The 7284-nt window shown below is 46.4% G+C and carries 9 protein-coding genes; all 9 read left to right on the top strand.

Annotation, left to right across the window (positions count from 1 at the left end; all coding sequences use genetic code 11):
• Window positions 1–146: 146 nt before the first annotated feature.
• The 9 genes from ACIFQN_RS26850 to ACIFQN_RS26810 all read left to right on the top strand — a co-directional run bounded on the left by ACIFQN_RS26850 (window position 147) and on the right by ACIFQN_RS26810 (window position 7270).
• Window positions 147–875, top strand: coding sequence for an RcpC/CpaB family pilus assembly protein (locus tag ACIFQN_RS26850; protein ID WP_429836103.1), 729 nt, complete (start codon window positions 147–149; stop codon window positions 873–875).
• Complete coding sequence (locus tag ACIFQN_RS26845; RefSeq protein ID WP_429836102.1) at window positions 872–2278, top strand: AAA family ATPase; 1407 nt, start codon at window positions 872–874, stop codon at window positions 2276–2278. Before ACIFQN_RS26850 ends, ACIFQN_RS26845 begins: the two co-directional genes overlap by 4 nt.
• Window positions 2279–2290: 12 nt before the next feature.
• On the top strand, window positions 2291–3778 hold the full coding sequence (locus tag ACIFQN_RS26840; protein ID WP_429836106.1) for a CpaF family protein: 1488 nt from the start codon (window positions 2291–2293) through the stop codon (window positions 3776–3778).
• A gap of 10 nt (window positions 3779–3788) precedes the next feature.
• The gene (locus tag ACIFQN_RS26835) at window positions 3789–4688 is read left to right on the top strand and encodes a type II secretion system F family protein (protein ID WP_429836101.1); all 900 of its coding nucleotides are present in this window, start codon (window positions 3789–3791) and stop codon (window positions 4686–4688) included.
• Between the two features lie 2 nt (window positions 4689–4690).
• Window positions 4691–5599 (top strand): type II secretion system F family protein, encoded by a 909-nt coding sequence (locus ACIFQN_RS26830; protein ID WP_429836100.1) that lies wholly within the window; start codon window positions 4691–4693, stop codon window positions 5597–5599.
• Between the two features lie 66 nt (window positions 5600–5665).
• A complete protein-coding gene (locus tag ACIFQN_RS26825; RefSeq protein ID WP_429836099.1) occupies window positions 5666–5842 on the top strand; it encodes a pilus assembly protein in 177 nt (58 codons plus the stop codon).
• Entirely contained in the window at window positions 5839–6336 is a 498-nt protein-coding gene (locus tag ACIFQN_RS26820; protein WP_429836098.1) for an A24 family peptidase, read from the top strand. The genes ACIFQN_RS26825 and ACIFQN_RS26820 overlap by 4 nt, the downstream gene beginning before the upstream one ends.
• Window positions 6333–6764: a TadE/TadG family type IV pilus assembly protein gene (locus tag ACIFQN_RS26815; RefSeq protein ID WP_429836097.1), complete on the top strand. Its 432-nt coding sequence runs from the start codon at window positions 6333–6335 to the stop codon at window positions 6762–6764. The genes ACIFQN_RS26820 and ACIFQN_RS26815 overlap by 4 nt, the downstream gene beginning before the upstream one ends.
• Complete coding sequence (locus tag ACIFQN_RS26810; protein WP_429836096.1) at window positions 6761–7270, top strand: hypothetical protein; 510 nt, start codon at window positions 6761–6763, stop codon at window positions 7268–7270. Before ACIFQN_RS26815 ends, ACIFQN_RS26810 begins: the two co-directional genes overlap by 4 nt.
• Window positions 7271–7284 lie beyond the last annotated feature (14 nt).

Raw genomic sequence — 7284 nt, 5'->3', positions numbered from 1 at the left:
TCATGCAGATCCAGTTTTGAATGAACGAGCGAATATAGATGAATGTGAAAACCGTGCAGGAATGACTGCACGGTTTTTTTCTGTTTCTTTTTTTGTCCCTAAAGCTTTCTGTAAGCTAGAAGCAGCATTAGGAAAGGAGGAGGAAAATGTCTATACACCCGCTGCGATTATTGGCACTTTTACTGTTAGCAGTATGTGTCGGTGTTGGCGCATATACCATTCTGAAACCACACACAGTCGCCTATACTCAATTACGGAACAGCGTGGGAAAAGAAAGCGGGCAGTTATTGGAAGCAAAGGATTTAGAACCGCTGATACTTACAATGGGAGGTATTTTTCAAAGGTCGAGCTCACCGATACCAGGCTTAATCCCTTGGGCTGAAGCTTCGAATTTAATTGGTCTGCCATTTATACGCCCAGTAAAAGGCGGTCGTCCACTCTTGGAGAGTGACTTGGAGAAGGCGGGCCATATTCAAAGTGAGGCGAAGTTGACTGAGCTAATGACTGGAATGAGCATTCCCGTCGATAATGTGGCAGGGGTATCTCCCCATGTATCCACTGGCGAGCGAGTTCACGTCTATGCTTCATTTGAAGATGACAGGGGTGCACACTCCGGATTACTCCTGCAAAATATGCCGATTATTGGGGTACAGAGAGAAATGGAAGGGAATCAACCGAATCTGGTAGCTGTTACCCTTTCTCTCACACGTAATGAAGCGGTTATGTTAACCCATGCACTCCATTACGGCAAGATCCGTTTAGGATTAGCGGCAGTAATCGAAGGGCAAAAAGCAGGGGTAGGCGATGCACAGTTTGCTGCTGAGCTAATGAGAACAAAAAAACGATGGAGTAATCGTGAGGAGGAACGTGAGTGAAAAAGCGTTTGCTCATAGTAGATGACGATAGAGAGTTTAGCAATGTATTAAAGGAACAACTGGCCGAAAGTAAGTGGCTGGAAGTTTGCGGCCTTGCGACAGAGGTCGATGAAGCGTGGCAAATGCTGCAAAGAACACGTCCTGACATGGTGATTTTAGGTGGAATAAAAGAGGCGGAACGAGGCGTACTTTGTCAACAATTTCGCCTGGCCTATCCTCAACTTTCATTCATCGCTGCTTGCTCACCACAAGAGCTCATGTGGGAACCGTTTTTTCGCAACCTAGGTATTTGGGTAGTGGCGAAGCCAGTGCAACCAGGGCAACTAGAAGCATTAGCAATGGTACCTCAAGGAATGATGGCAGGAAGTGTCCATCAGAATCATCCAAACCCTCTTGAAGTCCCACCCCCCTTACATGCACCTACCAACCAGATACAGCAGCCCACCGCAGAGCCCTTTTCCGAGTCCTCTTACGGGGGCAGCACAGTACCGAAGCACCTCATAACGGTTTATGGACCAAAGGGAGGGGTAGGCAAAACGTTCATTTCACGAGAGCTGGCTATTTTCTTCTCCATGCAAAGAAGAGAAGGGCGACCAATGCGAGTACTAGCGGTCGATTTCAATCTTGACCTAGGAACTTTTGCAACAACACTAAATTTGCCGCGCACCCCCAATCTCTTTACATGGGTACAGGACATTGATGTCCAACTGCAAGCATTTGTTCAGCGACAAGGAAGAGATCCGTTCACTGTACGCCACGAAGAGTGGCAGGAGTATGCCTCCGCAGTTACTTTGTCTCCACAAGACATCGAGAAGTACATCGTATGTCATGCAGAAACCGGTTTGCATGTATTAACATCTCCACGTGATATTAGGCACAGCTTTGAGATTCGGGATTATCACCTATACCTCATTCTGGAGACGCTAAAACAAAGCATATATGACGTTATTCTGATTGACACCGCACCCGATACAACAGACGCCACCATTCAAGCCCTTTTTTTTGCTGAGCATGTGGTGATGGTTGGCAACCCGATAGTCGATTCCATTGAAAATATCCAACGGCTCCTGAAATTACTAAGGGAAGCCGAGTACCCCGAAGAACGAATACAGGTGTGTATGAACCGACTTCAACGAAGAGAAATGTTTACTCTCGACGAGATCAGAGCGTACTTTCAACTGCACCCAAGCAGGAAAATATTTTCGGTCCCGGATGATGCAGAGGTCAAAAAATCTATCAACACGGGCGTTCCTGTCATGATGCATCCGGGTCGAATTGCTGCAAAAGAGGCGATCGAAACCCTTGGGAAAGCTCTATTGCCAGTAGATACGGAAAATACAGGCGTTACTCCAAAAGGGAAAACAAAGGACCGGTCATCACTTTTGCGATGGCTATGGGGGTAGGGGAGGAACATGATGTTTGACAAGAAACAATTGCTTGGAATCCCAAATCAGGTACGTGGTACAAAAGATTTACTCTCAATTGGAAGAGAAACGGCTCGGACTCCGACAACCTTAAATGAAAAGATGCAAGCAACTATACCGCAGCATTCGGGAGAAAACTGGATTGGCCGAGATGCAGAGACTTCGGTTCGTACACAGATTGTAGAAAAGCATGGAAAACGTTTGTGGGAGGAGAAGCACTCTACTGCTTTTTTGGATGAGCTGACAGCTGATATCAAAATGTTGCTAGAAGCTCAAACACCACTCTCATCACTGCATTTGGAAGCAGAAGTAAAGAGACTGCTGCATTCATTGACGGGGTGGGGCCCACTGGATGCGTTATTAGAAGATAACGACATTAACGAGATTCTATTTCATCGGTTTAACTATCTGGTCGTGGAACGGAAAAGCACAGGAAGATTAGAATCGCCTGAGATAGATGTTTTTCGTGATGAGGAGGAAATGCTCCGGTTGCTCGAACAAATGGCAGCAACGATGGGGCGCGAGTTTAACGAGACGAAGGCGGAATTACATACACAACTACCAGACGGCTCTCGTGTTGCGGCTACACATCGCTCTATATCGCCAGATGGTCACATGCTTACTATTCGAAAACACCGTGACTTGCTCAGTGAATCCGATTATTTACGTTACGGCTCGATCTGCGAGCCTATGCTGCTGTTTTTAAAGCGAGCGGTAGGATTGTCGCGGGCATCTGGGATAGTAAGTGGCGGAACAGGATCAGGCAAGACGCACATGCTGAATCTCATCTCCCAGTATGTCCCCACTTACTTGAGCATTATCACTATTGAGGATGTGCTGGAGATGAAGCTGCAGCATCCTTTCGTACGCAGATTTTTGGCAAAACCGGCTAATTATGAAGGAAAAGGAGGTTTCTCCATCCAGGATTGTGTACGCCTTTCCCTCCGCAAGCGGCCTGATGTGATTATGGTCGGAGAGACTCGGGGTGGAGAAATTGTCGATATGCTTTGGGCGATGAATACAGATCATCCCGGGAGTTGGAGTACAGCCCACGCCAACTCACCACGAGCTTTGGTCGACTCTACGCTGCCCATTTTGTTCGGAAAGGCAGATGAGGTATACAGCTCAGAGGAACGGAACCTGATGATTGGATCGGCACTTGATCTGATCGTTCAGGTCAAACGTTTTGAAGAGGACGGAAGCCGCAAAGTTGTTGCTATCACGGAGGTAGTAGGCACAGGACAATCACATGAAGAATGGATCAAGCGTGCGTGTAATATTAAACAAGTCCTACCGGATCGAGTTTACTTACAGGATATTTACATATACGAACCGACAGGGATCCAGGATGGGAAAGTGACAGGTCATTTTAAATGGACAGGCTATCGACCTGAAAGATTAATCAAGCGTTGGCTGGAAAAAGGTTTATCACGAGAAGAAATAGATCAGGTCTTTTTTACACAGCCAATACCCGTGTAGGAGGGAGAGCATGGGAGATTTCAGCTTGCCTATCGCTTTTGGTATCGGATTGGGTACCGTCTTGCTTTTGGTTCCGGAGAAGTTATTTTTACGAGAGCCATCTGGCAAACACGCAATTATCGGCCTGCTCCAGCAGGATAGAAAAACGATATGGGACAAATTGAATGAGAGATTAGCGAAGTCGCGGTCGGGGTGGGGGGTCAACCAGTATGTGACCCTCTCCTTTTTATTTGGCCTGCTTTCCTTCGGATTATGTAGCCAAATTTTGCAGTCATGGTGGTTAGCGACACCTGCGTTGCTGGCAGGCATTTTATTTACGGAGCGACTGGTCAGTGTATGGGGAGCAAAGCGAAAGGATCAGTTTGAGGATAGGAACGTGAAGGCTATTCGACTCATGGCCAGTGCATTGCGAACGTCTCCATCATATTTGCACGCTTTTGAACAGGTAGCAGCGAGTCCATATTTGGCGAGAACTGTGACGGATGAATATCGTCGCATAGTTGAGTTGTTACGAGCACAAGTACCGCTAGAGCATGTCATGAGCGAGTTTTATCAGCGGACGGGATCAGCAGATGTAAAGTACTTGGCTACGATTGTTCAAATTCAACGGGAAATGGGCGGGGATATGGCTAAGACGCTGGATTTGGCTGCATCCTCTATCTTGCGCCGCAGGCAGTCACTTCGGAGGCAAAAGTCCGCGATGGCACAAATCGTTGCACAAGTTAATCTGCTGAGCGCCATGCCATTTGTATTTGTAATAGCGCTGTACTCGAATAACCCCCATCATTTTGACTCTCTGACCGCTACGCTAGGCGGCAGATTGCTTATCCTGGGTTCTTTATCCTGCATTTTACTAGGGGGAGAGGCGATTCGATACGTCGCTCAAAAAAGCGTACTTCAGGGAGGCTAAACATGCTACTGATTTGCATCGTGACAGGTATAGCACTGTTTTTGTATGGTCTGCCAGCTTGCTTAGGAAGGGGAGGAGAAGTTGATGGTACTCTTTTGGGTAGAATCGATCAGGAACAGCAGGCCCAGATAGAACAATCATTCCAACGCGGGCAAACACGATGGACGGTCATTCGTTTGTTAGAAAAGAATAAGTATCTGATGAACAGACTATGTGTATGGACAGGAATAGATCGGCAAAAAACAGGAGAAATTTTGACGAGACTGGGCTGGAATGTAAGTCTGTCTGAAATCATTCTTCTCAAGGGAATCAGTATGGTGTTTATTGTATCGGCTCTTCTTTATCTAGTGGTTAACGTATATGTAGAGCAATCGCTGAGAATGGCAAACGGTCTTCCTTTAATCGGGAGTATGCTGTTGTATTTGCTCCCTACCAGATTGCTAGATTGGGGAGACAAACGAGTAAAAGCCCAAATTCGGGAGCAGGTACCTGTTTTTTTTAGTATCGTTCAATCTTTGGTTGAGGCAGGGATGCCAATCCAGGCAGCAGTTAAAGAGACTGCACGTCGTTTTGACGCCAGGCTTGGACATGAGCTAACGCGCCTTGAAGTCGAAGAGAAACGCTACGGAACATGGAGAAAAGCGTTAGAAGAGCTAGCATTTCGTTGGGAAGTAGACGCACTAACAACCATTGCTCTGGAAATGAATGAGGCGATAAGCAAGGGGGTGAGTATTGCCCAAATGCTCGCTGTTCAAGTAGAGGAACAAATGAGACAACAAGAAGATGAGGCATCTACCCACATGAATCGTTTAAACATCCGATTGCTCCCTTTTGTGATCTTGTTGATGGGAGTGCCTTTGCTGTTCCTAGTTATGGGGCCGGCATTGATTGGCATCGGTGATCGTCTGTAAATATTTTTGCGAGAGGCACTGTCTTTTGGCAAAGTGAAAAATAGAAACCGTAAAGGAGTGAATGGAATGTCCATTATTACAAATTACCTAAAGCGTTTTTGGTACGAGGAAGACGGTGTCACCATTGTGGAAATGGTCATTATCGTAGCGGTTATCTTGATTTTGATCATTCCTACTCTATCCACGCTGGGTGAAGCAGAGGATGCGAAATTAAAGGAACTCCAAGATATGATCAGCAAATGATGAGCATGGTTGTCTTTAGCCTTTTAGCAATTGCAGCTTGGTTTGACTGGCAGAGGCGCAAAGTTCCAAACATGCTTACATTTCCTGTGCTGGCTGCAGGTTTATTGTATCAATGGCACGCTGGATCAGTGGCAGTGGCGTTGACTGGTGTGGCGGGGGCTTTTCTTCTAACAGTCGGACCAGTAGTTTTCAAGGGAATGGGAATGGGTGACCAAAAGCTGTTGATGGCAGTAGGCGCTTGGAGCAGCTGGGCGGAGATATATCCATTGTTTCTACACTCGATATGGTTATGTCTACTGTTCATTTTAATTTACCCGCGTTCCTGGTCCCGCCTACGAGATAACTTACGTGCTATGGCGACGGGGTGGATTGCACATCGACAGTTTTGGTTGCCGGGAATGGATCGAACAGCCCTTTCCTTCCCGTATGCTGTTTTATTGTTAGGTGCATTTCTGTTCCAGCATTATTTACATTTCATGGGGACAAGCCAATGAAAAAGCGGATTGGCAGAGTGGTTAAAACGATTCTACACGACGAGCGCGGCAGCCAAATAATCGAATTTATTTTGGTGTTTCCTTTAGTGTGGCTACTAATCATGTTTTCTTTTGATCAATTCAGTATTTTGTACAACAAACAAAAGGTGATGGCTGCTGCCTATGAAGCTGGAAGAATCGCTTCCGTCCAGCCGAATTACGGATTAGCTACTTATCATGCGACCGAGCGTGGGGAAGCTGAACTGAGTGAAGGGATCGGCGTAGCCAATACAGGGGTACGACTTCAGATTAAAGGAGGAGGCTGGAAGAAAGGGAACCATGTAAAAGCAGAAGCCACCATTTCGTTTCGACTGTTAGCGACGGGGACGCTATATGAGATAACAGAGAGCTATTACATGATGATAGAAAACGCGGAGGCTAAAAAATGATCCGTTTTTATATTTATCTCAAGCAGCGAATGGCAGAAGAGCATGGATCCATTATGATAACAACGATCTTTTTTCTCTTCTGTTTAGGTGGCCTTCTTTCGCTGTTGTTATTTTTAGAGCAGACCGATTTGTTGAAAATGAAAATGCAGCATACGGCTGATCTTATTTCAAAAGGTGCTCGAGCCGCTGGAAAATGGGAGTACGTTGACAGCGAAGGGGAAAAGCAGATGCGGCTTTTTGCTACGACGGCTGAGGCCGAGCAGCAAGAAGCAGACATTATCCGTGGGGCGCGAGAGGAAGCCGAAATATTGTGGCAGCTAAACAGTTCGGCTTTCGATCGAGGGAATATGGAGGCATATGCTATCCATCAAAAGGGAGAAAGGTCATATCTTTATCTCCAGGGAATCTATCATGTTCGGGTAGAAGCAGCAAGCAATGTCCCTACGCTGTGGGAGGACCTCGATGTGAAATTGGGTCGGGTCTCTCAATCAGGAATCTATGATTGAAGTCGTACTTGTTT

The organism is Brevibacillus sp. NRS-1366, assembly GCF_050467985.1.
This window is presented reverse-complemented; position numbering and strand designations above follow the sequence as displayed.

Bases quoted from the DNA above. Each gene is read 5' to 3' on its own strand.
- ACIFQN_RS26850 (WP_429836103.1), top strand. From the start codon at position 147: ATGTCTATACACCCGCTGCGATTATTGGCACTTTTACTGTTAGCAGTA.
- ACIFQN_RS26840 (WP_429836106.1), top strand. From the start codon at position 2,291: ATGTTTGACAAGAAACAATTGCTTGGAATCCCAAATCAGGTACGTGGT.
- ACIFQN_RS26835 (WP_429836101.1), top strand. From the start codon at position 3,789: ATGGGAGATTTCAGCTTGCCTATCGCTTTTGGTATCGGATTGGGTACC.
- ACIFQN_RS26830 (WP_429836100.1), top strand. From the start codon at position 4,691: ATGCTACTGATTTGCATCGTGACAGGTATAGCACTGTTTTTGTATGGT.
- ACIFQN_RS26825 (WP_429836099.1), top strand. From the start codon at position 5,666: ATGTCCATTATTACAAATTACCTAAAGCGTTTTTGGTACGAGGAAGAC.
- ACIFQN_RS26820 (WP_429836098.1), top strand. From the start codon at position 5,839: ATGATGAGCATGGTTGTCTTTAGCCTTTTAGCAATTGCAGCTTGGTTT.
- ACIFQN_RS26815 (WP_429836097.1), top strand. From the start codon at position 6,333: ATGAAAAAGCGGATTGGCAGAGTGGTTAAAACGATTCTACACGACGAG.
- ACIFQN_RS26810 (WP_429836096.1), top strand. From the start codon at position 6,761: ATGATCCGTTTTTATATTTATCTCAAGCAGCGAATGGCAGAAGAGCAT.